Origin of the sequence: uncultured Fibrella sp., assembly GCF_964250085.1 — a bacterium.
GTDB lineage: Bacteria > Bacteroidota > Bacteroidia > Cytophagales > Spirosomataceae > Fibrella.
The window spans coordinates 304,631-327,876 of record NZ_CAXUEC010000009.1 but is presented as its reverse complement, the minus strand read 5'-3'; the positions used below and the strand labels follow the sequence as shown (position 1 = coordinate 327,876).

Sequence of the window (23,246 nt, the reverse complement as noted above, 5' to 3'; positions counted from 1 at the left end):
ATTAACTCAGGTGCATTAATCCGAAATTTTGGGCGATGAATTTTGCTCCCGTTATCAACATCGGTAACCGTAGCAATTCATCATCATGACACGTCAAACACCACTTACCCTACTGAGCCTGTTGCCTGGTTTGGGGCTGATTTTTATCGGAGGCCGCTTTCTCCTCGCTCCCGAAATCGCCGAACGCGGATTCGGCATACTGGTTGCTAATCAGGGCGACTTCGCTTTTCATTCGATCAAAGGTATCCGTGATCTGTTCACCGGTTTGCTGATTACGCTGCTGGCACTGACCGGCCAACGTAAGGCACTCGCCTTCTGTCTGTTGCTGGGTACGTTGATTCCCATAACCGATGGCTGGATTGTCTTGTCCCGGCCCGAAGTAACCACATCAGCCGTATTGACCCACTGGCTGACGGCGGTTTTCTGTGCGGTGACAGGTACGTTGTTGCTCGTTCGCAGAGCACCCCGTCTGTCGGCGGGGCCGCAGCCTGGGTACGTTCATGTGCTGCAATCGGCCAAAGATGGGGAAGCTATCAGTGTGTTGGAGATGAGCGTATCGCCCGGAGTGGGTACGCCCGCACACGCTCACGACCAGTTTGCCGAAACGTTTACGGTACTCGCCGGTGAACTGCACGTCGGCGTTGCTGGTCAATCGCGGGTGTTACGAACGGGCGAATCGGCCACAGTGGCTCCCGGACAGACGCATTCGTTCAAAAATCAAACGAGTCTTGTTTGTCATATTCAGGTACGTATCGAGCCGGGCAACGCGCCGTTTGAAGAGGCCATGCAGATTTATTACGGCCTCATGCGGGACGGTCAGGCTACGCCTTCGGGCACACCTAAGCGGCTGGGTGATCTGGCGTTGTTCATGCTACTGAGCAACTCGAACATGGTGGGTGTTGCCCGCCTTGTTCAGCCGGTGTTTGGCTGGTTGGCCCGTCGGGCTGCCCGGCGCGGGCGGCTGGATGCACTCAGAAGCCGCTACGTACCAACTGTCAAATCGGACAGTCGCCAAATGGGCGGGGTCAACGTGCTGTTGGTTGCGGCGTTGGTGTTACTGGGATCAGGTACGTTCGCCCAGAGCCGTTTTTCGAAAAATGAAGTGATTATCAATGCCTTCCGGGCACCTTCTATCGGGCTGGAATACCGGCACCGGGCCGTGTCGATTCATGGTGGTTATTATCTGACCAACCTGACACCTAACGTGACTACGCGCTTTGTAAAAGTGGGCCTGACGGGCTGGTTTCTGCCGGTTGGTCAGCGAGAAAATCCCTCGTCTTTCTACGCGTCGCTGTCGTACCTGCGGGGGCTGAATCTGGACTACGAATTGCAGAATGCGGCCTCCGCCGAGGTCGGTTTTCGGTGGATGGTATGGCGCGGGCTGAACCTGCGATTAGGTGCCATTGCGCTGGCGGCTGAAGGGAAGGACTTGAAAATCAATCCAACGCCGGGAATTAGCTATTCATTCTTTTTCAGGTGAACCCATCAAAACAGGTAATCCTCATGAGCACGTCACCAAACTCTGCCTCAGCTACCGGGCGGTTCCTTATCGCTGGCGCCGTCCTGCTTTTTATTCCGTACACGATCCTGACTATCACCTTTGACTACCCGGATATTCTCCGGCAGGATTCCGGCCTGATTCTCACCCGTTTTCAGGCGGGCGGGGCCAGCCTGATCTGGACGTGGCTGGCCTTTGCTCTGGTTGGCCTGCCCCTGATTCCCGCCTATAGTCGGCTTGGGCAATGGCTGGAAACCAACTCGGGCGTTGATACCCCGAATGTGCGCTGGGCCACCTCAATCGGGGTCGTTGGGTTGGTGGTGCAGATGGTCGGTCTATTGCGCTGGACCTTCGTGGTTCCGGTGCTGGCCCGCACCTTCGTCGCGGCTACCAACCAAGTTACCCGCGAAGCCTGCCGGATCGCCTTTATCACCATTCACCAGTATGGCGGTGTGGTGCTGGGCGAGCACCTGGGGCAATTGTTTACCATCATCTGGACGGTTGTGCTCACCGGTACGCTGGGTCGGGCTGGTGTGCTGAAGCGTGGATGGGTGGTGTTGGGCTACGGCTCATCGGCGATCTACCTGCTGGCTCAGGCCGAACTACTGGCCACCGTTTTACCCGGTCTGCCTGTCTGGGGTCTGGCTGGGTTTCTGGGGAGTACGCTCTGGCTGGTATGGCTCATCGGTGTGGGCGTTGTACTTATGCGAAAACGACCGGTAGGCGTGGAGCAGGAGTAAACCATCTGACTCATCATCAGTTGACGCGAATTGCGGCAGGCGCATCAAAAAAGAGCCCTGCCCCGGCGATGAACACCCCGACAGGACTCTCTTAATGTTAGCGGTGTTTTTCGGTCTGGTAAAACGTCACTACCAGACTTTCAAAATCTTCTTCACAATTCGCTCGTTGCCCTGCTGAATATTGATCAGATGCAGGCCGTAGGGCAGCGATGAGAGGTCGATTTTAGTCGAGATAGCCGGGCTTTCTTTTCGGAGGGTTACCTGCTTATGCGTCGTTCCCAGATTTGCATCCACTACCCGAATCGACACATCGCCGAGGTAGTCGTTGGTCCATTCCACCGTCACGTAATCGGTGGTGGGGTTCGGGTACGTCCGAATCGTTAGTTGTTGCTCAGTTGGTTCGGCACTATTGGCGCGGCGGGCTGCGCCGGTGAATCCGTCGGCCATCACAAACAGCGGCGTTTCGGTGAGCGTCAGGGCCAGGTTTCCACCGGCTGTTTGGCGTGTTTCCATCGCCAGCGTATCCTGCTTTGCCTGTGGCCGATACACTTTAGCCGACGACGTACCCAGGTTCAGCGTATACTGGCTGGTGCGCCCCACTTCGTCGGGTACCCAAAGCGCATAAACAGACTGGCCGTTATGTTCATAGCGGTCGACGTTGGGGTTAGTGCTCAGGGTTTCTTTGAAAACGAAGTCGCCGATGAGCTTTTTCGTCTGGAAAAAATAATCGGCGGTGAGCTTGCGGCTGAAATCCTGGTTGATGAGGCCCATTGAGCAAAACTGCGTGGCACAGTCGATGTTGAGGTCGTAGGTCTGGTAGAAATCGACCCGTTCAACGCCTTCGCGGGCATAGAGCAGAGCCGTCCGCAGGTTCCAGTCGGCCTGGGTTTGTTCAACCGACCGGTTGCCAATGGCGATGGCGTGGAGCGGGCTGCCCTGATTGAGGTCATAGCCCGTTTCCGATACATACACCGGCATGTCGTAACAGGCTTCGTGGGCCAGTTTCAGCACGTTACGGGCCACTTTCGTCGCAATCGACAGTTCGGGTGCCGCGCCCCGCGTTGAGCTTCCACCCTGCGACGAATTGTTGTTGTCGGGGTAGAGGTGGTAGTTGATCACATCCCAGCAAAGGTCCACCTGTCCGTTGCCTTTGTAGCCCCGGAATTCCTTGCACCAGTCGATCATGCCCCGGATGTAGTCGGTGCCCGCGTAAACAGAACACAGCCCGCCCATGACGACGACCATACTCGGATCGGCATTTTTGACACCTGCTCCCGGCCCCATCGTATTCTTGTTACCATCGTAAAACGCCGACATCTGGGCGGCATATTCGCGGCCGGTCTGGTAGGCCAGTCGCCCGCGCCACCATTTGTCGCGTTCGTTATCGCACTCGATGTAGTTGATCAGGCCCAGCCCAATCTTCACCACATTGGCGGGGTCGGTGTTCCAGCGGGTAGCCGTGTTTACTTTCACAAGGCTAGGGTCAACCTGGGTATTTTTGCCGTAGCGGGCGGCAAACTGAAACGCCACGCGGGCCTGTTCGATGTACGACGCTGGCTGGGCGTAGTCGCGGCCATAGGCCACAGGTACGTTGTCGTTGCCGCGCTGGTTGTCTGGGTACGTTTGTTTCAGATAGGGTGAGATGTCTTTCAAACAGGCCATCACCTCCATACCAGCGGCTTTGCTGCGTTCGTACATCAGGTCATAATTCCAGCCGCCCGCGTGGGTTGGGTTGAAGGTGTAATTGCCCTCGGTCAGCTCCAGTTTCTCCCAGTCCATGTAGTGCCGGATGACGCCGAACGATTGCAACGCCTTCATCTTCGCTTCGTCGATGGTGGAGACGCCGGGCGGATAAAAATCCCACTCAAAGCCGTTGATGCCCGTCAGGTTTTTGAATACCGGCGCTTTTTTCGGGCCATTACCAGCGGTTTGCGTGGGAGCCTGGTAGGAACCGTACAACTCGATTTCGCGCGGCCAGAAATCCGACGTGTTGATGACCAAATAGCGGGCATCGGTTACCATGTTATCCAGCAGGAACCTGGCGTTGCCGGCGGGTTGCCGATTCGGGTAAGGGCCAACCCAGCTTTCGTAGTCCAGGCCCTGAAACTGGGCAATTTCCACCCGCCGCCAGTCATTGGTGATAATCGACAGGCGCAGTGGGGTGTTGGTGTTGGTGCCGTTGCCATCGAAAAACTTAACGGCTTTGATCGACATCGACTCGCCGGGTTGCAGCGGGTAATACGCGTCGTAGCTGCTCAGGATCTTGCCGTAACCTGTCTGAATTTCGCCCTGCGTGTTGCCATCGAACAGGCCATCGAGCCCGCTCGTCGTGTTGTTGAGTTGATACCATCGGCTGGCCGTCAGCGGAATTTTGTCGCCCAGCGTAACGGCGGCGGCGGTGGTCGATACCACGGGCGTTGTACTCGCCGGTTCATCGACCAGGTGACCATATACCCGCACTTTGAGCGGCAGGGCATTGCCGTATTTTCGAATTACAACGGCATCGGCCACCAGGGGTTGGGCAATGGGTAATGGCTGCCACGTCATGTAATCGGGTCCGGTGAACGTACCCAGCAAGGTGCGGGTGGTGCCCTTCACCGCGTAGATCGACGCCGGGGTGTCGTTCCAGCTATTGGAGCCGTCGAAGAGTTCCAGTTTGTTGATCTCGGCCAGGCTTTCGAGCTTCAGTTTCAGCTCGATCCAGCGGCTATTGTCCGGGTGCCATTCGTCCTGCACCAGACTGTTCATGTCGTCGTTCAGATAGGCGTCGTACCGTTGTGGCGTGGGCAAATCGGTAGTGACTGCCACGACCTTCACGCGTTCCTGCGCATACAGAATAGCATCGAGCGGATCGGGAGGCAATACTTTGCCATAGGCCCTGAGTTTAACCGGAATGGCGTTGTTATACTTATGAATGATAAGCCCTTCGGCCACAAGGGGTTCGTTGATGGTATACGTTTTGAACACCATGTACCCGTCGCCCGTAAAGCGACCGATCAGGGTTTTTTCTTTCCCGTTGTAAGCGTAAATATCGGCGGGTGTTGCCTCGAACGAATCCTCATAATCATAGGCTTCCAGTTTCGTGAGCAGGCTTTTTTTCTCGAACGCAATTGTCACGTCGGTCCATTGTGCATTATCGGGCGACCAGTGCGTGGGCACCAGGTTATTCATGTCGTTGTTGAGGTAGGCCGAATAATTCTGACCCGTCACGGGCTTGTCTTTGGCCGACACCAGTTTCAGCAGATCAAGTGGCCGGGGTAGCGTAATGCTGGGGGTGATGGGTTGGCCAAACGCCTTGAGCTTTTGCGGAATATTGTTGCCATATTTATAGATCATGATGGCGTCGGCCACCAGCGGTTGCGGGGGAGTCAGCGTCACCCAGGTCTTGTAGCTTTCGCCCGTAAAGGCGCCAATCAATACGCGCTGCTGGCCATTCATGGCGTAAAGCAGGGCTGGCTTGTCGGCAAACGAGCCGTCGTAGTCGTACAGAGACAGGCTGGTGACCAGGCTTTTCTGCTGTAGTTTCAGCGTTACCTGCGTCCATTTCTCGTTGCCCGACCAGGCACTTTGCACTAGTTTGTTCAGGTTATCATTAAGCCAGGGCGAATAATCCTGACCGGTGTTTTCGGCTGGTGTAACGGCGGTGATGGACAGCCGGACCGGTGCCGGATTGGTTTGCGCCCACAGGTGAGTAGTGAGCAGAATCAGCAGAGTGACAAGTAATGGTTTACGCATAAAGAGGCTTAACTATGGGTGGACTGGGTGAACTAACAGCGTTTGAGCGCGGCCCGCTTCAACGCACTCAATAAGGCAGAGACTGCGGGACCGATGCAATTACAAATCCTGAGCCAATACTGACCATCAGCCCATTAATGAAAATGGGCGCGTATTGATCAAGCAACCTGGTTGGATCGTACTAAAAGGAAAAAGGAGTGAATTTCTTGGTAGTCAGATAGAAAACTGTATAAAGTATACTAAAAACTTGAACGTATGTATTTGCTGTAATTATAGAACTAAAGGTAACTACGTGAGAGTTAAAAATAGTAAATCCACCAAATTGGTGGAACTTTTAATGTAAACGGTTAAGATGATATTGTCGGCAGTGCTCGATTTAGAGAAAATAATTAAGATTGTCAGGGTCGTATTAACCTTATAAACGATAGTTTTTTTGCGAAAGAGAGGCTTTAACGACCCAAACAGTATACATTCGTTCTGTTTAATTCTGAATCACCCTTCTCAAATCGAAGCGTTATGAAGCCGCTTTTTACGATGGATAAGACAGCCTATGCCAACATGTTGGCGGGTCTGAATAGCCAACACTTTACGGAGCGGAAAGGAAACCTGACCGATTTTCGACTGTATTACGATGATCTATGGCTGTCTGACACGGCGGTGATCGAAAACCTTCGTTTATACCGGGGTGAGTGGGAGGTAGAACTGATTTTTGCTTACACGGTCAATCCGCTCAAGTTCATAAAACGCCGAATTACGTCTCATTCCTGCCCTAAACGAGCTGCACAACAAGCCCATTTTATGCGTCGCCTGGCGGCTAAAGATCAGCGAGGTACACTCACGGTTTCGGCTAACCAGCTAAATGCCTGTCTGAATTAATTTCCGTATGCCTGTCTCGACGAAGGAACGCATTCTGAACGCCTCAGTCCGACTCTTCAATGAGTACGGGGTCGATGCGGTGCGCCTTCAGCAGATAGCCGAAGAGATAGGGATTAGCGTAGGCAATTTAGCGTATCATTTCAAGACGAAAGATGCCATTATCGAGTCGGTTTATGAACAGGTTCTCGATGAGTTTGCGCATATATTTCGCCAATACCTGCAAGCACCCGAATTAGTGGCCTTCGATCAGCAACTTAGCCTGTATTACCAGTTCTTCCAGAACTACCAGTTCTATCTGGCCGAATTCTTTAAGACCACTCCTGAACAAATGGAACAACAGCTACAATGGCAACGGGCAGTGAATAAGATGCTGATTCAACTCCGTAGCTGGCTCAATTTTCACGTTCAGCGCAACAGGCTTCAGCCCGAGAGTAGCCCGGGGCAATACGATCAATTAGCGCAATCGCTCTGGATGACGCTCGTTTTTTCACCTGCATTTGCGAGCATGCGAGGTCAAACGACCACCGAACGAAGCTACAAGCAAGCCATCTGGGAACAGCTGCGCCCCTACTTCACTGAAGAAGGTACGGCTGAATTTGAGGCGCTGGTCCTACCCATGATAGCCTAGTAGCCGGAGGAATTTTTCCTCCCTAAAAACCTCCTCTTTTCCTGTTATTAATCAGGTACTTGGCTGATCTAGCCTGGTGATTTCTGCGTTGATGCCTTCAACCCAGGCCTAACTCTCGAAAAGAATTAGAAAAAATTTTCTAATTAAAAATAATAATTACATTTGTACTTCTTATAGTTCAAAAATTCCGAACCTTAACACCACCGTTTCACATGGCTAACGTATTATGGCTTCAGGGAGGAGCGTGCAGCGGCAACACCATGTCGTTTCTCAACGCCGAGGAGCCCACAGTTGTCGAACTAGTGACCGATTTTGGTGTCAACATCCTCTGGCACCCGTCTATTGGCCTTGAAATTGGCGAGCAGGTAACCGACCTGCTCAATGATATTCTAAGCGGCCGTATCCAATGCGACATACTCGTGTACGAAGGCAGTATCATTCAGGGGCCGCATGGTAGCGGGACCATGAATTACTTTGCTGACCGCCCCATGCAGGATTGGGTTCGGGAGCTATCGAACGTGGTTGGTTACGTGGTGGCTATCGGCGATTGTGCTACCTGGGGTGGCATTCCAGCCGTCGCACCTAACCCCAGCGAATCCACTGGGTTGCAGTTTTTGAAGAAGGCCAAGGGCGGTTTTCTTGGCCCTGATTATGTATCGAAGGGCGGTTTACCTGTTATCAATATTCCCGGTTGCCCGGCCCACCCCGACTGGATTACGCAAATTCTGGTGGCCATCTCTACCGGCCGTATCGGCGATGTGTTGCTGGATGAATACCATCGCCCCAAAACGTTCTTTACCGACTTTGTGCAAACGGGCTGTACCAACGTGGTCAGTTTTGCGCAGAAAGTAGATGGCGGCTTCGGTAAGCGGGGTGGTTGTTTGTTTTATGAGGTAGGTTGCCGCGGACCCATGACCCGCGCCAGTTGCAACCGGATTCTGTGGAATCGTCATTCGAGCAAGACCCGCGCCAACCATCCGTGCCTGGGCTGTACGGAGCCGGGTTTCCCGCACCATGACCTGGAGAAAGGCAGCATTTTTAAAACCATGCACTACCTCGGTTTCCTGCCCAAAGAAGTGCCGGTAGGTACGTCGAAACTAGGCTACTATCTCCGTGCGGGATTCGAAAAAGTCGTTTCCGGTAGCGAGCGCCTTGTCGGTGTTGATCAACCCCAGTTTTCTTCTTCAAAGTAGGGGTTGGTTATTTGGTTAACTGGTTACTGGTCAGTAGTACGCGTTAGGCGTCGATAACTCACTCATCAGTAACGAATTAACCAATAATCAGTAACCAGTAACTAACAACCAAACATGGCAACGCAGAAAGAATTAAATATATCGCCGGTTGGGCGGGTTGAGGGCGACCTCGACGTGAAGGTTTATATGGAAGACGGAGTCGTGACGCGGGCGCATACGCAGGCGGCCATGTTCCGGGGCTTCGAAAAAATTATGCAGGGCAAAGATCCGCAGGCGGGTCTGATCGTAACACCCCGTATTTGTGGCATTTGCGGAGGGTCTCACCTCTATTGCGCCTCCTCGGCCCTGGATACGGCCTGGAAAACAACCCTGCCTCCCAATGCGCTGTTGCTGCGGGCTATCGGTCAGGCTACTGAAACCATTCAGAGCATTCCGCGCTGGTTTTATGCCATTTTCGCTACCGATATGGCGAACAAAAAATTCGCTAATAAGCCGCTTTACGATGAGGTTGTCAAACGCTTTGCGGCCTATGTAGGTACCTCGTTTCAGCAGGGTGTTTCGGCTAGCGGTCGCCCGGTAGAAGTATACGCGCTTTTTGGTGGTCAGTGGCCGCATTCGAGCTACATGGTGCCGGGGGGCGTTATGTGCGCGCCAACTCTTAAAGACATCACTCGTGCGCACGCCATCATGAACCAGTTTCGTAAAGACTGGCTCGAATCACTTTGGCTGGGCTGTTCCATTGAGCGGTATATGCAGATCAAAACCTGGGATGATCTGATGGCCTGGGTGGAAGAAAATGATTCGCAGCGGAACTCCGACCTCGGCTTGTTTATCCGGGCCAGTCTGGAGTTTGGGCTGCATAAATTCGGCCAGGGCGTTGGCAAGTTTATCGCCTATGGAACGTACCTGCACAAAGACCATTACCAGAATCCGACCGTAGAAGGCCGAAACGCAGCCCTGATTAGCCGAAGTGGATTCTACGATGGTAAAAAATACCATGTTTTCGATCACCTGAGCATCAAAGAGCACGTGGGCCATGCCTGGTATGAGGATGTACCGGCGGCTCACCCCTGGGATGAACCCATGCCGACGCCCTTACAGTCGAACACATTGGCGGACTCTAACTTCAATGAAAAATACAGTTGGTCGAAAGCACCCCGCTACATGGATATGGCCGCTGAGGCTGGTCCGCTGGCGCGCGTGCTCATGAACGCCAACCCGAATGATCTGTTACCGCATCAGGTCTACGATCCGCTGTTTGGCGATGTGATCGACAAATTAGGGGCGAATGTGTTTACCCGGACGCTGGCCCGTGTTCACGAAGCTGCCCGACTGTATACGCAAATTGATGAATGGCTTCGTCAGGTAGACCTCAACAGTGAATTCTACATCAAGCCCGAAGAACGTGATGGGAAAGGATTCGGTGCTACTGAAGCCGCCCGTGGCGCATTGGCTCACTGGATTGAGATCGAAGACGGTGTTATTAAAATTTACCAGGTGATGGCCCCCACGACCTGGAACGTTGGTCCGAACGACGACCGGGGTAACCCCGGCCCGATCGAAGCCGCTCTCGAAGGCACTGAAATCGAAGATCCGCACGACCCTGTCGAAGTAGGCATGGTAGCCCGCTCGTTCGACTCCTGCCTGGTCTGCACCGTCCACGCCCACGACGGAAAATCAGGCAAAGAAATGGCGAAGTTCAAACTGTAGATTGGTTGGTGGTTGCTGGTTATTGAGTCATTGGTTAGTAGGCTGTAACAAGCTGATCCGGTAACGAATAACCAGTAACCACCAGCCAGTAACTAATAACCAAATGAAGACAGCTATTATGGGTTTCGGTAACCCCGTTCGCAGCGATGACGGCGTGGGTTGTTACGTAATCGATCAGCTTCGGAAATCGCTTGGTGAGCAGCCCGAAGTCAATTTGTTTGACATGGGTACGTCGGCGTTCGAAGTGCTGTTTCAACTGCGTGGTCACGACCGGATTTTGATTGTTGATGCGGTGATCAACACGGGAGAAGCTCCCGGCACGCTCTACAAACTACCAGCTCATGAAGTTGAAGCAGCTATTCAGGACGACCCGATGGTGTTTCTGCACAGTTTGAAATGGGATCAGGCCCTGTCGTATGCCCGCAAAATTTTGCTCAGGGAGTACCCCGATGATGTACAGGTTTACCTGATTGCCGTCGACGATACGAAACTGAAAGTTAACCTGTCTGACGCTGTGAGAGCCGCCGGCGATCGTGTCGTCGCCTTACTGCGGGATTCGCTATTGGTTAATAGTTAGTAAGTTACTGGTTAGTAGGTTGTTTGATGAATATATGCTCCCAAGCCTGACTATTTTACCAATAACTCCAAATGATTCGCCTGAAGAATAGCTATTTACTCGTTGAGGTAGCCGTTGCTGGCGTTGCTTTTGGTAGCGATTTGCAGGTAAGTGTGGTGTATTACCCCGACCGGCAAACGTTGCTGGTAGCGGGCAAGTCGAAAGGGTTTTTCGAAAAGCTACACAAAACCAGTTGGTTACTCCTGAAAGATCGAAATCTGTTGGGTGATAAATCGGTGAATATCCGCGAACTGCTGATCGACAACGACATTGATGATACGGACCGTGACTTACCCTACGAGTTAAAAACCACCGGAATTCTGAGCATTACGCTCTAACCCCACGTTATGTACTACCTGACCATACAAACCGACGATATACCCGCTGTGACCAAGGCCATTCAAACCGAATATCGGCTGGATGAACTGGTGCAGATTAGCCCACTAACTGGTACAACGTCCAACGCGGAGGCCATTCTCGTTTGCGAAGAAATTATTCAATTGCCGCTTGATTGGAGTGAAACGTTACCACCGGTTTTACTCCCTCGTCCACTACCCTTTTCAGTTGATAACCTGCTGTCGTTCGTGTTCATGCGGCTAGAAAACTGGGAGAAAGCATATGCCTATGCCCGGCATGACCGCCCGCTTGCCGACACGATCGACCTGACGAACCGCTTGCAGTCGGGCGTATCGCTGGTGGCACCCGTGCGTCCCGTCAACGGCGTAGGTACGTTCGACACCTATCGGCGGTGGCACAATCGGGCGGTGGCGCTGCACTACGGTAACCTCGAAAACGGTGCAGCCGACGATGTAGGGGAGGCTTACCAATCGGCCATAAAACGCGCGCCGGATGCCGAATGTCGAGCCTACACGGCCAAACAGTTTGCGACCCTGCTGCTCGATACGGGGCAACTCACGGAGGCTAATCAGGTACTGGAACAGGTCATTGCGCCCGAACTAAGTGATACGGCCAACCACGAATTGCTGGCTGTTCAATACGCCGTTTGGCTTCAACAGTTGGTTGTTCCGTACGATGCCGGTTTGCTGGAAAAAACGAAAACGGCGCTATGGCAGGTCTTGCAGTATTATGAAGCCCAACAGCGCACCATTCAGGTGGGTCTGTTGCTGGTCGATGCCGCGCAGGTAGCCAACTTCGCCAATAGTTTTTCTGAAGCCCTGGGTTATATCAGCCGCGCGGTAACCATTTTCGACAAGGAGGACGTACCTGAACTACTGGCTAATTCGCAGTATCGCAAGGGCATATTACTTTATACGTGGGCACAAAACGGCAATCCGCAGTTTTACCGCCCGGCTATGGAAGCTTATCAGCAAGCCCTGAAGGTGTTTACGCAACAAAGTGCCCCGGCCATTTTCGCCGAGATTCAGCACCACCTCGGGGTCATTTTCGCCGAAATACCAGACGAGGTCAAGAAGAAAAGTATCTGGGCAGCCGTTTCGTCGAGTTCGTTTCAACAGGCGTTGGCGTATTTTACCCGGGAAGAGTTTCCGTATGAGTATGCTACAGTTTGCAACCACTATGCCAACGCACTGACCAAGTACCCACTGGCCAGAAAGTCTGACAATTATGCCCGGGCCATTGGTTACTACCGCGATGCCCTACAGGTTCGCACCGCCAATGCCTATCCGTACGAACGCGCATTAACCATTCTGAACTACCTCGAAGCGGGCTGGTATGTTGGGGAAGAGGACCCGCAAAATCAGCGGGCGCTCTACAACGACATGGTGAAGAAAGCGGGCGAGATACGGTCGTTGGTAGCCGATGAAACCCTGATTCGGGACGCCGATTTACACCTAGAACGCCTGGGTGAATTGGTTATCGGTTAGTCGTTATTGGGTAATGGATTGCTGAAAGTGTGGTTGATGAAGGACTTTATTAATTGACTATTTTTTAACCAGTAACCACTATCCAACATGCACGAGATTTCATTGGTCCGCAACATTTTCCGAACGCTTGAAGAGGAGTTTCCGGCCGATATGAATCGGGTACGTGGCATTTACCTGAAAGCGGGCTTACTCTCAAATGTGCAACCCATCCTGATGCAAAATGCGTTTGCGGCTGTGCTGGAAGACGAGCCAACCTATCAGCAAACGAGCCTGCATGTAGAAATACTGCCGATTCTGATTCATTGCGACGATTGCGATAAGACGACCGAAGTACAGCAATACAAGTTTGTGTGTTCGTGCGGAAAACCCAGTCGAAATGTCGTTCAGGGCGAAGAGTTGCTGATAAGCAAAGTGGAATTTGAAGACTAGGAGTGGTTACTGGTTAGTAATTGATTAGACCTCCTGATAACCAGTAACTAATAACCATCAACCAATGACAAGACCCAAATCAAATCAGGCTTCTGCAGGAGCCGTACAGTGCGAAAATACGACGCTGAACCTGTTAAAGGTCAACGATTTCGTAGCGAAAGCGATTCGGGATCGGTTGCCCGATGTGCTGGTGATCAACGTCTGTTCGTCGCCGGGTAGTGGCAAAACTACCCTCATGCAGGAAACGGGTAAGCGGCTTGCCGGTCGGTTAAACATGGCTGTGCTGGTAGGCGATCCCGAAACCGAACGCGACGCCATTCGGATGCGTGATGTCGGAATCAACGCCCTGCAAATCGTGACGGGAGGCATGTGCCATATCGAAGCGCAGATGATTTACCAGGCTCTCGACCACATCGACCTGACGGGTGTAGACGTGCTGTTTATCGAAAACGTAGGTAACCTGGTATGCCCGGCTGCCTTCGACCTGGGCGAAGACCTGCGCGTAACGCTGCTGGCTACGACCGAAGGCGACGACAAACCCAAAAAGTACCCGCGCATGTTCCTGACCAGCGAACTAATGGTTGTCTCGAAGGCGGATTTACTCCCCTACGTGCCGTTCAAGGTTGAAAACGTGATCCAGGATGCCCGCGACGTGAATCCCGATATTGAGGTACTCACCATTTCCAGCACCACCGGCGAGGGACTCGATGCCTGGTGCAACTGGCTGCTAGCCAAAGCTGAAACAAAGAAAGGTATGGCTGTTGGTTACTAGTTATTAGCTGTTGGACAGTAGCTAATTAGCTGGCGAAGATCAGTGCAAGCCATTCATAACTATCGCCCCTAATAGCGGATAACTTACTAACCAATAATCAACCCCAATGACATTTCATCTTCACCTTACCGGTCAAGTGCAGGGCGTGGGCTTTCGGCCTTTCGTCTGGCAATTGGCACGGTCAATGAAGCTGAATGGTAGCGTGAGTAACGGAGCCGATGGGGTACATATTTATGTCAATACTGATTCTGGTACAGCGCAGGAGTTTTCAGACCGCGTTCAGAACGAAGCACCTGTAATCGCCCGGATTCAGGCGGTGGAATTGAGAGAAGTGTCACCGAGCTGGTTCACTGATTTTTCAATTGTTGACAGTCTGGAAACGGGGCTGGCTTCACTGCAACTAACGCCGGACCTCGCCTTGTGTGATGCCTGCCGGGAGGAACTGACTGATCCAGCCAACCGTCGTTTTGGCTATGCCTTTACGACTTGCACACACTGCGGGCCACGCTATTCTATTTTACAAAAAGTGCCCTACGACCGGCCAACAACCGCAATGGCCCCGTTTTCGATGTGTGTCGATTGTGAACGGGAATATACTGACCCGACCAATCGGCGGTTTTATGCGCAGACTAACGCCTGCCCCAACTGCCCGGTCACACTGAGCCTATTCCTGGCTTCAGGGCAGTCTGCAACTGGGTCGCAAACGGAGCTACTTGGGTACGTGGTTGATGCACTCGGCGCGGGCCAAACGGTGGCTGTAAAAGGTGTTGGCGGCTATTTGTTGTTATGCGATGCGACAAACGCGCACGCCATCGCACTGCTTCGCGCACGTAAACATCGCCCAACGAAACCGCTGGCCGTCCTATACTCAAACGTGAGTCAATTACGAACGGATTGTCACCTTGCCAACGATGAATTAGCGTTACTTACAAGTCCGGCATCGCCCATCATGCTACTCGATAGGCGGTTCGAAACAGGCTCCAGACTGGCCGTTGACCAACTGGCACCGGGCCTTAACCAGCTAGGGGTTATGCTGCCCTATGTGCCCCTGCTAGCCCTGATTGCCGAGTCGTTTGGACTACCTCTGGTGGCGACGAGTGGCAATGTAAGCGGGTCACCAATTTGTTACACCAACCAACAGGCGCTGGAGCAACTGCCCGCCGTAGCCGATCTTATTCTGACGCATAATCGGGATATTGTTGTGCCGCAGGATGATTCGGTTATGCGGCTGTCGCCAACCTATCGTCAGTCTATTGTGTTGCGGCGGTCGCGGGGGCTGGCGCCAACGTTGATGCTACCCGATTTGACGGGCTCGAATTCCAACATTCTTGCTCTTGGCGCCTCGCTCAAAAGTACGTTTGCCTGGCAGTTGCGCGGCAACAGGTACGTTAGTCAATACCTGGGTGATCTGGAAAGCTACGATACGCAAACCAGCTTTCGGGCTACGCTCAATCACTTTCTGGGTCTGTTTGAGGCAACGCCCAAACTCATTCTGGCTGACAAACATGAAGGCTATTTTTCAACGCAACTGGCCCGTGAACTAGCGACGATCTGGGGTGTTCCGCTCGTTGCGGTTCAACACCACGAAGCCCATCTGGCTGCGGTGCTGGCCGAAAACGGGTTGACGAATGGCGACAAGCCTGTTCTGGGCGTCATCTGGGATGGAACGGGCTACGGTACCGATGGGCAAATTTGGGGTGGGGAGTTTATAGACTATCAGAACGGCGTCTTCAATCGGATAGGGCACTTCGAGTATTTTGACGCATTGCTAGGCGACAAAATGCCCCGTGAACCTCGCCTATCGGCCTTATCATTGGCCGTTAACGTACCTGGGGCCAATGAATTAGTGCGATCAAAGTTCACCGAAAAGGAGTGGAGTCTATATTCAAGGCTGCCTGAATTGAGTAATAGCCGGTTGAAAACCAGTAGTGTCGGGCGGCTTTTCGATGCTGTGGCGGCTCTGTTGGGGCTGGCAGATATTGTTAGTTACGAGGGCGAGGCCGCGCTACTACTGGAAAATGCAGCCGCTGGGTACGTTCGGACGAATGGTTACGAAGCGGCGAAAAGCTATTTGCCTGATACGCTACGGACCCGGTACGTACCTACGCAGGCCATTATTACAGGGGTAGTTCGAGACAGTCAGGCCGGGTATTCAACCAGTCAGATTGCGGCCAATTTTCATTACACGCTGGTAAAGGCCGTAGGTGCAGTGGCCCGGCAAAAGGGGATTTGGCAACTGGCCTTTAGTGGTGGCGTTTTCCAGAACGCGCTACTTGTTGACTGGCTCCGCCACGAACTGGAACCAACGTATCAGCTCTATTTTCATCGCCAGCTTTCACCCAACGATGAATGCATCTCGTTTGGCCAACTGGCTCATCACGCGTTGACGACAGCAAATACGTCACGTTTAAAAACCGAAACAAGTCATGTGCTTAGCCATTCCCGGTAAAATAAAATCCATTGACTACCAGTATGATGGGCTGGTTCGTATGGCCCGCGTAAACTTCGGGGGGATCCTGAAAGAGGCAAGTCTGGATATGGTTCCGAACGCGAAAGTAGGCGACTATGTGCTGGTGCACGTGGGCGTGGCCATCAGCATTGTTGACGAAGAAGAGGCGGAGAAAACGTTCGCGTATCTCCGCGAAATCGGTGATCTGGACGAATTGACCGAAAGTTGTCAGTTATAGTTGGTTATTGATTTATAAGTTATTGGTTGCCGATCGGCAACGGCGTGTATTGGCTATTCATATCCATCATCCTTTGTTTGCAACCGACGGCAAGCAACCAGTAACCAATTACTAAGTAACCCTTAACCAAAATGAAACACCTCACCGAATACCGCGACCCCGAACTGGTAGAACAATATATTCAGGAGTTGCATAAAACCGCCACCCGCCCCTGGACAATTATGGAGGTGTGTGGCGGACAAACGCACGGACTGGTCAAAAATGGTATCCTGAACCTGCTGCCCGACTTCGTTACGATGGTACATGGGCCGGGTTGCCCGGTTTGCGTGACGCCCGTTAACCTGATCGACAAAGCGGTGTATCTGGCTGAAGAAAAAGGCGTGCTATTATGCTCGTTCGGCGATATGATCCGTGTACCGGGCTCCACCAAAAGCCTGCTCGACGCTAAAGCGGGCGGGGCTGATGTTCGGATTCTGTATTCGCCATTGGAGGCGGTCCGGCTGGCGCGCGAAAACCCCGACCGCGAGGTGGTATTTTTTGCCGTTGGCTTTGAAACAACGGCCCCGGCCAATGCACTATCGGTGGTACAGGCCCAGAAACTGGGGCTAAAGAACTATTCCATTCTGGCGTCGCACGTACTGGTGCCGCCCGCTATGGAGGCTGTCATTCAGGACGACGATACCCATATTCAGGGTTTTCTGGCGGCTGGTCATGTTTGTGCCATTATGGGGATCGACGAGTACAGGCCGCTAGTTGACCGGTATAAACTGCCAATGGTCGTGACAGGTTTCGAGCCGGTTGATCTGTTGCAGGGTATTCTGATGGTTGTACGCCAGCTTGAGCGGGGTGAGTACAAGCTCGAAAATCAGTATGCCCGCGTGGTCCGGCCGGAAGGGAACCCGCAAGCCCGACGCATTATTGAACAGGTTTTCGACGTCGTAGACCGCGAGTGGCGGGGCATCGGAAATATTCCCGGCAGCGGCTGGGCAGTACGTCCCGAACTGGCTGATTTCGACGCTGACCGTAAATTCTCGGTATCTATTACTAAAGTTCCTGAATGCCTCGATTGTATTGCAGGCCTGGTGCTGAAAGGCATCAAAAAACCGCACGAATGCAGCCAATTCGGACGTACCTGCTCACCAGAACGCCCACTAGGCGCACCAATGGTTTCGTCGGAGGGTGCTTGCGCGGCCTACTACCATTTCGCCAATACGGAGGTTAGTTATTAGCGATTGGTTATTGACAGTCCGCCGATGCGGTTATTCGTTGCTCTAACCTGAATCAGCGCCCATTAACCATTAACTCAATAACCAATAATCAAAAACCACCATGCAACTTCACTGTCCTATGCCGAAACTCGATTTCGACATCATTACGCTCGGTCACGGCAGCGGGGGCATTCTAACCAATAAATTGCTCGAAGCAGGCGTGTTTGATCTGCTCAGTAATCCGTTGCTCGATACCCATCACGATGGAGCCATGCTGAACCTGACGGGCCGCGTGGCGTTCACCACAGACAGTTACGTTATCTCGCCTGTATTTTTTCCCGGCGGCAACATCGGCGAACTGGCTGTTAATGGCACGGTCAACGATTTGGCGATGTGCGGGGCCATTCCTAAATACCTGTCGTTGGGGTTTATCCTGGAAGAAGGACTGTCGATGGCCGAGTTCTGGGATATCTTGGTTAGCATCAAAGGCGCTTCGGAACGGGCTGGTGTGCACATCGTGACGGGCGACACAAAAGTGGTTGAACGGGGAAAAGGGGATAAGATTTTTATTAACACCTCCGGCATCGGCGAGTTGCACCCCCAAGCCGACATTAGTATAAAAAACGTTAGGGCAGGCGATAAAGTGATCGTTAGCGGGCATATTGCCACGCACGGTATGGCAATCATGTCGGTGCGGGAAGGGCTGGAATTTGAGACGACCTTACTCAGTGATACGGCGCCACTGAACCATACCGTTCTGGCACTGCTAGACGAATTTGGTCACGGTATTCACTTGTTGCGCGACCCTACACGTGGGGGCGTAGCAACCGTGCTGAACGAAATTGCCCGCGATCGGAACGTGGGTGCTACACGTGTGGGTATCGATCTGAAACAAGTGTCTATTCCGGTGCTCGATGAAGTAGCTGGTGCCTGTGAACTATTGGGCCTCGATCCGCTCTACGTAGCCAATGAAGGGGTTTTTCTGGCTATAGTCGCGCCAGAAATTGCCGACGCTTTTCTCGAAAAACTACAGACACTCGACTACGGCCATTCAGCCGCAATCATTGGCGAAGTGGTGGCCGAACATCCCGGTCAAGTCGTGATCACAAGTCGCATTGGCGGTCGGCGGGTAGTGAATATGCTGGTCGGTGAGCAACTACCGAGAATATGCTGATCAGTTATCAGCTTACCTATAAATCCCGGTAGCCTAACAACCAACAATCAGTAACCTGCCATGTCACTAACACAGTCTTTACCTGGTCTTTCCCCTTTGGTGGCGTTAAAGGCCGTTTTTAGGGGAAGTGCGGGTCATCCGTTCTTGGCTCCGCGTGGTGTATGGACAGTGGGGGGGCGGTTGATGGTGTCGGATACAGGGCAGAACCGTGTTTTCATCTGGAATCAGTTGCCAACGACGGAGTACGCTGAACCAGATGTTATTCTTGGTCAGCCAGACACCGCAGAAACAGGCCGAAACTCAGGTAGACACGCGGGTGCCGATACGCTGCACTATCCATCGGGACTTTGGTCGGATGGGGAGCGATTGATTGTAGCCGATGCCTGGAATCACCGTGTGCTGATCTGGAACCACTTTCCCACGCAGCACGGCCAACCCGCCGATGTCGTGCTGGGGCAGACAGATTTTACCAGCAACCAGCCCAACGGGAAAGGGATAGGAGCCGCGCCCACTGAACGAACGTTGAACTGGCCGTATGGCGTAACCTCCGATGGTAAACGGCTCTGGATTGCCGATACGGGTAACCGGCGCGTGCTGTATTACGATCAGATGCCAGCCGGGTCTTTTACTCCGGCCACAGCCGTTATTGGCCAGCCCGATTTTACCGAACGGGATTACGAGTCGGCGAACCCCATCTGGCCGTATTCCGTCAAAATTGGGCCGAATGGGCAGATGGCCGTAGCCGATACGCAATATTATCGAACCCTGATCTGGCATGATTGGCGCACAGCCCCTCATCAACAGGCCGATGTACTGATTGGTCAGGCTGACTTTGATAGCAGTGGCCAGAATCAGTACGGCTTATTCCCGGCGAAACAAACGCTGAGCTGGACCTACGATGCCCATTTTTACGGCAATGGTCTGCTGGTAGCCGATACGGGTAATAGCCGGATTCTGTGGTTCAACAACGTACCTACTCAACACAACCAACCCGCCGATAACCTGATTGGTCATGTCGGTTTTGCAACGGGTAGCGAGAATGCAAACACCCGTTTTGGCACGGATAAGCAACTGTATTGGCCGTTTTCGATCAGTATAGATGGCAATCAACTCGTTGTAGCCGACACGGGTAACCACCGGATTATTATCGGCAGCTTACTGAACGACTAATTAACCAATATGCAAACGCTGCTCCCTTTTTTACTGGCGTTGGGTGTCGGTTTTACCCACGCGTTTGAGGCCGATCATTTAGTGGCGGTGAGCAACATCGTGACCCGGCGAAACAATATCCGGCTGGCGCTGAAAGATGGTGTATTCTGGGGACTTGGCCATACCTCCACAATCCTGATCGTAGGGAGCATTTTTATGTTGGGAAAGTTTGCCCTGCACGAATCCGACTTTCGACTACTCGAAGCGGGCGTTGGGGTTATGCTGATGACGCTTGGTGGTATACGGCTCTATAAGCTGGCGGTTCCGGCGAGTCTGGTCCTGGTGCATACCCATGCACAGGCAGCCGTTCACTCGCACGAAGGGCATACTCACGGATTGGCCTATGGCGTAGGGCTCATTCACGGTCTGGCGGGCAGTGGCGCGTTACTACTCTCGGTGTTGACCCAGATTAACGGAACGGGCGCGGGTATGCTGTACCTGGTATTGTTTGGCGTTGGGTCAATTGGCGGTATGATGGTGGCCGCTGGTGTATTCAGCGTGCCGTTTTCTGTCCGGCTCCTAACGTACCCAGCGGTTCGAACTACGCTGGTCGTACTGTCGTCGCTGGTCTGCATTGGCCTCGGCGCAATAGTTGTTTATGAGTCGGTTATCGGTTACTAGTAACCGATTATTAGCTGGCATAACAACACTCTACCAGAGACGACCACTAACTAACTCACTAACCAGTAACTAGACCAAATGGAGGATTACAATGAAACAGACTTTGTTCTGTACGCCCTGGCCGAAATGAAAATTCCGGTAGTGAACCATACCGGTAAGCATATTACATTGGCCAATGGCTATCAGATCGAGGTGGAGCAACGTGATCTATATCGGTTAAGTGTCGATGGTTTCGTGATTTCTCCGTTCGATGATATGGGCGCGTTGTGTCAGTTTATTCAACGAAACGCCACCCACACCGATGATTGATCTGTCGATTATTGCCTTATCTGAAAGCTTGTCGAAACCTGGGAACTACGCCCTTATTCTGGAAGATACCGTTGGTAAACGACGTATACCGCTTATTATTGGCGCCAGCGAAGCGCAGGCCATTGCCGTTGCCATGGAAAAGATGCAGCCCCTGCGACCCTTCACCCACGACCTGTTTTATCAGACCTTAAAACAGGCAGGTATTCTGGTGAAAGAGGCCGTTATCACACGTGTTCAGGAGGAGATTTTCTATGCCACAATTACCCTGCTGACACCCGCCGGAGAAACTCTCCGACTAGACGCCCGCCCCTCTGACGCCATTGCGCTGGCCGTTCGCTTCGACTGCCCGCTTCGGGCCAGCGCAGACGTTGTGGATACATCGGGTTATTTTGTCGATGACAGAACCCGCGATAAGAAAGGCTCCTACGCCGAGTACACCATGGCCGAACTGGAAGAACTACTGGCCAAAATTATCAAGAAAGAAGACTACGAAAGTGCCGCCCGCGTGCGAGACGCTATCGAACGGAGAAAAAGAGGTTAAACGTAGTGTCAACTGGAATGAGCACGCCGGTAGCCCACCGACGCCCATGAATACAGCCTGCTGATTAAGAAAAGAGTAACGATCACTTCCGTTACTTAACTGGCCGGTTAGCAGGTACGTCAACGGCTATGGTATATGCAGCAGGATTGGCTCGAACGAACGTACCTGTTCCGGCTATCAGCACGACCAGGTACGTTCGTTGTGGCAACTTATTTCTGGCGGCTTACCCGATAAATGACACCGTTGTTATCTTCCGAAAAAAGCAGTGACCCATCGGGTAGCGTGATAATACCCACCGGCCGACCAAACTGCGACTGGTTATTGTCGACGAGAAAGCCCGTCACAAAATCATCGATTCGCGTCGGTTTGCCATTCTCGAAATGTACCCGCACTACATTGTAGCCCGATGGTTTTGTGCGGTTCCATGAGCCACGCATGGTGACAAAGGCATCGTTTATGTAGTCGGCTGGGAAACTGCTGCTACCGGTAGTGTTGGTGTAGAAGACCATCGCCAGCGGAGCTGCATGGGCTTCGTACGACAGCGATGGCAACGTGGTTCTGGCCAGGATTTGGGCGTAGGTCGTATCGCCCATTGGCCGTGGGTGCGGGTTATAATTGCCATCACCGTAGATATAGGGCCAGCCGTAGAAAGCACCTTGTTTAATCAGGTTCAGTTCCTCCTTTTGTTGCTCATCGCCCAACCAGTCAATACCGTGGTCGAAGCCGTACAACTCATTTGTCTGTGGATGCCAGCCAAACCCGATGGTGTTGCGTAACCCTTTGGCAAAAATCGTACGGTTCGACCCGTCGGCATTGGCGCGGAGCATGGTCGCGTGTTCGGGGTTAGGCTCGGCACAGGCATTACAGGTACTGCCTACTGTGATGTACAGCAGCCCGTCGGGGCCAATGGCCAGCGTGCGGTTTGGGTGCTGACCCGCATCGGGCAAGTTATTGATGAGTTGTTGAAGGCTGCCCAGCGTACCGTCGCTATTGATCGGCGCCCTGAACACCTCCTTGATCGTGGCCAGATACATCGTTCCGTTATTGATCGTAATGCCATGAACGCTCTTGATGGTGGCAACAACCTGTTTCCGATCTGCTTTTCCATCGCCGTTGGTATCGCGCAGCAATGTTACGGTACCTGCCTCACGGTCGGTCACATACACATTGCCCGCCGCGCTGACAGCCAATTGACGTGGTTTGCCCAGCGAATCGGCAAATTTGGCAATGGTGAATCCGGCTGGAACACGCAATTGCGCTACACGTGCATCAGTGGCAGGGACTAAAGCCGGTTCAAAGACGTTACCTTCGATCTGAGCTGAGGTAGGCTGTTTATTCGTTTCAGGTACGTTGGCGTTGAACTCGTCTTTGCTACAGGCAGCCAGCAGTGCAGTAACGATAATGACTGCTATACGAAATGGGCGACTTGTACTTTCCATCATGTGTACGTTGAGAA

General features: G+C 52.8%; 21 protein-coding genes. 19 read left to right on the top strand and 2 right to left on the bottom strand.

Translation table 11 applies throughout. The features are described from left to right. Positions 1–85: 85 nt before the first annotated feature. Both ACFE8Q_RS24410 and ACFE8Q_RS24405 read left to right on the top strand, forming a co-directional pair. Positions 86–1,480: a DUF4267 domain-containing protein gene (locus tag ACFE8Q_RS24410; protein ID WP_375448054.1), complete on the top strand. Its 1,395-nt coding sequence runs from the start codon at positions 86–88 to the stop codon at positions 1,478–1,480. 23 nt (positions 1,481–1,503) lie between these two features. Further along, a complete protein-coding gene (locus ACFE8Q_RS24405) occupies positions 1,504–2,238 on the top strand; it encodes a DUF4386 domain-containing protein (protein WP_375448053.1) in 735 nt (244 codons plus the stop codon). A gap of 129 nt (positions 2,239–2,367) precedes the next feature. On the opposite strand, the gene ACFE8Q_RS24400 is transcribed toward ACFE8Q_RS24405, so the two are convergent. Then, entirely contained in the window at positions 2,368–5,973 is a 3,606-nt protein-coding gene (locus tag ACFE8Q_RS24400) for a T9SS type A sorting domain-containing protein (RefSeq protein ID WP_375448052.1), read from the bottom strand. 516 nt (positions 5,974–6,489) lie between these two features. Here ACFE8Q_RS24400 and ACFE8Q_RS24395 point away from each other — a divergent pair. The 17 genes from ACFE8Q_RS24395 to ACFE8Q_RS24315 all read left to right on the top strand — a co-directional run bounded on the left by ACFE8Q_RS24395 (position 6,490) and on the right by ACFE8Q_RS24315 (position 21,790). Further along, positions 6,490–6,849, top strand: coding sequence for a hypothetical protein (locus ACFE8Q_RS24395; protein WP_375448051.1), 360 nt, complete (start codon positions 6,490–6,492; stop codon positions 6,847–6,849). 7 nt (positions 6,850–6,856) lie between these two features. Further along, entirely contained in the window at positions 6,857–7,477 is a 621-nt protein-coding gene (locus ACFE8Q_RS24390; protein WP_375448050.1) for a TetR/AcrR family transcriptional regulator, read from the top strand. 212 nt (positions 7,478–7,689) lie between these two features. Then, positions 7,690–8,670 (top strand): hydrogenase, encoded by a 981-nt coding sequence (locus ACFE8Q_RS24385; protein ID WP_375448049.1) that lies wholly within the window; start codon positions 7,690–7,692, stop codon positions 8,668–8,670. Between the two features lie 114 nt (positions 8,671–8,784). Then, positions 8,785–10,380, top strand: a complete 1,596-nt coding sequence (locus tag ACFE8Q_RS24380) for a nickel-dependent hydrogenase large subunit (RefSeq protein WP_375448048.1) — start codon at positions 8,785–8,787, stop codon at positions 10,378–10,380. A gap of 103 nt (positions 10,381–10,483) precedes the next feature. Next, positions 10,484–10,957, top strand: coding sequence for a hydrogenase maturation protease (locus tag ACFE8Q_RS24375; RefSeq protein WP_375448047.1), 474 nt, complete (start codon positions 10,484–10,486; stop codon positions 10,955–10,957). Positions 10,958–11,028: 71 nt separating this feature from the next. Continuing rightward, positions 11,029–11,334: a hypothetical protein gene (locus ACFE8Q_RS24370; RefSeq protein WP_375448046.1), complete on the top strand. Its 306-nt coding sequence runs from the start codon at positions 11,029–11,031 to the stop codon at positions 11,332–11,334. A gap of 9 nt (positions 11,335–11,343) precedes the next feature. Further along, a complete protein-coding gene (locus ACFE8Q_RS24365) occupies positions 11,344–12,840 on the top strand; it encodes a hypothetical protein (protein ID WP_375448045.1) in 1,497 nt (498 codons plus the stop codon). Between the two features lie 87 nt (positions 12,841–12,927). Further along, positions 12,928–13,269 carry a hydrogenase maturation nickel metallochaperone HypA gene (locus tag ACFE8Q_RS24360; protein ID WP_375448044.1) on the top strand — a complete coding sequence of 114 codons (342 nt, stop codon included), beginning with the start codon at positions 12,928–12,930 and terminating at the stop codon, positions 13,267–13,269. 64 nt (positions 13,270–13,333) lie between these two features. After that, a complete protein-coding gene (hypB, locus tag ACFE8Q_RS24355; protein WP_375448043.1) occupies positions 13,334–14,041 on the top strand; it encodes a hydrogenase nickel incorporation protein HypB in 708 nt (235 codons plus the stop codon). Between the two features lie 106 nt (positions 14,042–14,147). Beyond that, positions 14,148–16,490, top strand: coding sequence for a carbamoyltransferase HypF (gene hypF, locus ACFE8Q_RS24350; RefSeq protein WP_375448042.1), 2,343 nt, complete (start codon positions 14,148–14,150; stop codon positions 16,488–16,490). Next, a complete protein-coding gene (locus ACFE8Q_RS24345; RefSeq protein ID WP_375448041.1) occupies positions 16,468–16,728 on the top strand; it encodes a HypC/HybG/HupF family hydrogenase formation chaperone in 261 nt (86 codons plus the stop codon). The genes hypF and ACFE8Q_RS24345 overlap by 23 nt, the downstream gene beginning before the upstream one ends. Positions 16,729–16,859: 131 nt before the next feature. Beyond that, complete coding sequence (gene hypD / locus ACFE8Q_RS24340; RefSeq protein ID WP_375448040.1) at positions 16,860–17,957, top strand: hydrogenase formation protein HypD; 1,098 nt, start codon at positions 16,860–16,862, stop codon at positions 17,955–17,957. Positions 17,958–18,075: 118 nt separating this feature from the next. Then, on the top strand, positions 18,076–19,110 hold the full coding sequence (hypE, locus tag ACFE8Q_RS24335; protein ID WP_375448039.1) for a hydrogenase expression/formation protein HypE: 1,035 nt from the start codon (positions 18,076–18,078) through the stop codon (positions 19,108–19,110). A 60-nt stretch (positions 19,111–19,170) separates the two neighbouring features. Further along, positions 19,171–20,280: an NHL repeat-containing protein gene (locus ACFE8Q_RS24330; protein ID WP_375448038.1), complete on the top strand. Its 1,110-nt coding sequence runs from the start codon at positions 19,171–19,173 to the stop codon at positions 20,278–20,280. Positions 20,281–20,289: 9 nt separating this feature from the next. Continuing rightward, positions 20,290–20,940 carry an urease accessory protein gene (locus ACFE8Q_RS24325; RefSeq protein ID WP_375448037.1) on the top strand — a complete coding sequence of 217 codons (651 nt, stop codon included), beginning with the start codon at positions 20,290–20,292 and terminating at the stop codon, positions 20,938–20,940. Positions 20,941–21,018: 78 nt separating this feature from the next. Further along, a complete protein-coding gene (locus tag ACFE8Q_RS24320) occupies positions 21,019–21,249 on the top strand; it encodes a hypothetical protein (RefSeq protein ID WP_375448036.1) in 231 nt (76 codons plus the stop codon). Beyond that, positions 21,242–21,790, top strand: a complete 549-nt coding sequence (locus tag ACFE8Q_RS24315) for a bifunctional nuclease family protein (RefSeq protein ID WP_375448035.1) — start codon at positions 21,242–21,244, stop codon at positions 21,788–21,790. The genes ACFE8Q_RS24320 and ACFE8Q_RS24315 overlap by 8 nt, the downstream gene beginning before the upstream one ends. 209 nt (positions 21,791–21,999) lie before the next feature. On the opposite strand, the gene ACFE8Q_RS24310 is transcribed toward ACFE8Q_RS24315, so the two are convergent. Further along, complete coding sequence (locus ACFE8Q_RS24310; protein WP_375448082.1) at positions 22,000–23,229, bottom strand: PQQ-dependent sugar dehydrogenase; 1,230 nt, start codon at positions 23,227–23,229, stop codon at positions 22,000–22,002. Positions 23,230–23,246 lie beyond the last annotated feature (17 nt).